General features: G+C 63.4%; 1 protein-coding gene. It reads left to right on the forward strand.

Annotated features, from left to right (window positions below; genetic code table 11):
- Positions 1–2,361, forward strand: a 2,361-nt coding sequence (locus SGJ19_11815) for an NPCBM/NEW2 domain-containing protein (GenBank protein ID MDZ4780931.1), incomplete at its 5' end; no start/stop codon positions are given.
- Between the last annotated feature and the right edge of the window lie 140 nt (positions 2,362–2,501).

Raw genomic sequence — 2,501 nt, forward strand, 5'->3', positions numbered from 1 at the left:
ATGTTCGATCCTTATCGCAAGTGGCTGGGCATTTCCGAGGCCAACCGGCCGCCGACGCATTATCAACTGCTGGCCATCGAGCCGGAGGAGACGGACCCCGACGTGATCCGCGCGGCCGTCACGCAGCGGAGCGCCTACGTCCGGAACTTCCAATCCGGCAAGCACGCCGACGACGCCACCCGGCTGTTGAACGAAATCGCCGCCGCGGAGGCCTGCGTTTCCAACAAGGAGAAGCGGGCGGCCTACGACGCGGAGCTGAAGCGCAAGCAACCGCGGCCGAAGCCGGCCCCCCGTCCCGTCCCGCCGGTGGCCGCCGCGCCGCCGATCGACCCACTGTGGGCACATGCCGCTTCCGTCGCGTCGGCCCCGCCGCCGGCCTGGATGCAACAGCCGCGGCGAAAGTCCTTGGCCGCCTGGCAATGGGCGGCGATCGCCGGCGGAGGCGTCGTGGCGCTCCTTATTCTCGGGCTCATCGTCGCCGGCATGCGAAATGCCAAACTACAAGCGTCGTCACACGATGTTGAAATTGATTCCGAGGCGACCGCACACCCAACACCGGCGGTTCAGCAATCGACCCCGTTGCAAGCTGCTGAAACGGGCAATCTCGTCGATGACGCGGTAGCTGAGGCCGCGAACGACCCGAGGCCGAATGCGCTGAACTTCCCTTCGTCGACCGACGAGTCCGAAATCGCGCCGCTGGAACTTCCCGGCCCTTTAGGTCTGGTGGCGGATCGCGTCGTGCTGTGGAATACGCATAACGCCGAGCACAACGATCGCGGCACTCACGAATGTGAAATTAGACTGGTCCTCGGTGGCGAGACGGTTTGGCATTCGCAGCCGATTGTCGTCCCCTGGACAAGAGACCGAGATCAAAGCGTATCCGTTCCGTTACCGAAAGTTCGATTCGACCACTTGCGTGTGGATGTCAGCAAGGGGGCGGATGCCATAGGCGCCGGACTCTCCGAGATCCAGGTGTTTCAAGGCAACGCCAATGTTGCCCGGGGTTGTCCCGCGCGGAGCAATCGCTTCCTCGACCATCGATTCTCGGCCGACGAGGTGACCGACGGCGTTACGTCGTCGCGATCGATGGGGCACGGATACTGGCTGCTGGCGGACGGCAACCCGGGTTGGGCTGAAGTTGATCTTTCCTTGCCGCTACCGAGCGACCAGTTGGGCGTTGTCTCCGAGCGCATCGTGCTCTGGAACGAGCACAACGGATCGTCGAACAACTCCGGGACAGTCCGTTGCCAGGTAGTGTTACTGCATAACGACTCGGAAGTCTGGCGGAACGCGAACGTCGTCGTGCCGTGGGAAGCGAATCGCGATATGTTCGTCGCCATTTCGCCGCCGCCGGTGGCCTTCGATCGCGTGCGCGTGGAGATCGAGGAGCGTACCGGAAATTCCGGAGGTCTCGCGGAAATCGAAGTGATTTCGCAAGGAGAGAATCTGGCATTCCTCTGCTCCGCGATTGCCAGTTCGTATCCCGACGAATCGCGTCGAGCGGATCGCGTCACCGACGGCATCACGTCGTCAAAGACCGAGTTGCAAGGTTACTGGATCCTCAACGACGGCATCGATGGCTGGATCGAGGTGGATTTGGCAAGCCGCGACCCGCAAATGAGTTTCGCACGCCGGCAACTTGGCGAATACTTGTGCTACGTCGCAAACGATTGGTCGAAAGGTCTGCCCTGGTTGGCGCGTTGTGGCAACGAGGAGCTCGTCACACTTTCGCGTACTGAACTCAGCGATCCGAGCGATGCGGCGACGCTCGTAGCGTTGGCCGATGCCTGGTGGGAGCTCGCCGCCGAACGGCATCCGACGGCGCGTCAGGGCCTTCGGGCCCGAGCAGCCTATCGCTACCGCGGCGCTATTTCACGGCTGACCCCGATCAACCGGCCGCGAGCGGAGCAGCGGATTGCAGAAGTGCTGCCCCACTTGCCCGATCGGCACTTCCTTTACTATCTCCAGGAATCGGACGTTTCCGGTATGTGGCCGCCGTTCGATCTGCGCGAAGGGCACACCAGGATAGCCGGCGAACGAGCGACGCACGGGCTTTTCATGCATCCTGGACCCGGCGGCACCGCAAGCGCGGTGTTCCACTTGGCGAATAAAGTGCGCCGGTTCCTGGGCGGCGCGGCCATCGACGATAGCGCCCTCGGACAAACCGCCACAGCGTTGACGTTTCGCGTGCTGGGCGATGGCCGGCCGTTGTGGACGAGCGCACCGGTGCAACGCTCCGGCATTCGCCAGGATTTCGACCTCGATGTGCAGGGAGTCGATAAGCTGGAACTATTGGTGGACTGTCCTGGGCCGAATCACGCGGCCGGCGGCGTATGGTGGCAGCCGCGGCTGGAGGAGTGACTTCAGGCCGCGTTGCCGCTTGCCACTCCGTCGTCCGCCGCGCGCCCCGCGCGGAATTCACCCGTCTGCTTTCGCGGCATCAGCCGTTGTGGCAAATCCCCCTCTCGTCGGGGATAATGCCGCGGGCACAGAACGGTTTC

The organism is Planctomycetia bacterium (genome assembly GCA_034440135.1).
Lineage (GTDB): Bacteria > Planctomycetota > Planctomycetia > Pirellulales > JALHLM01 > JALHLM01.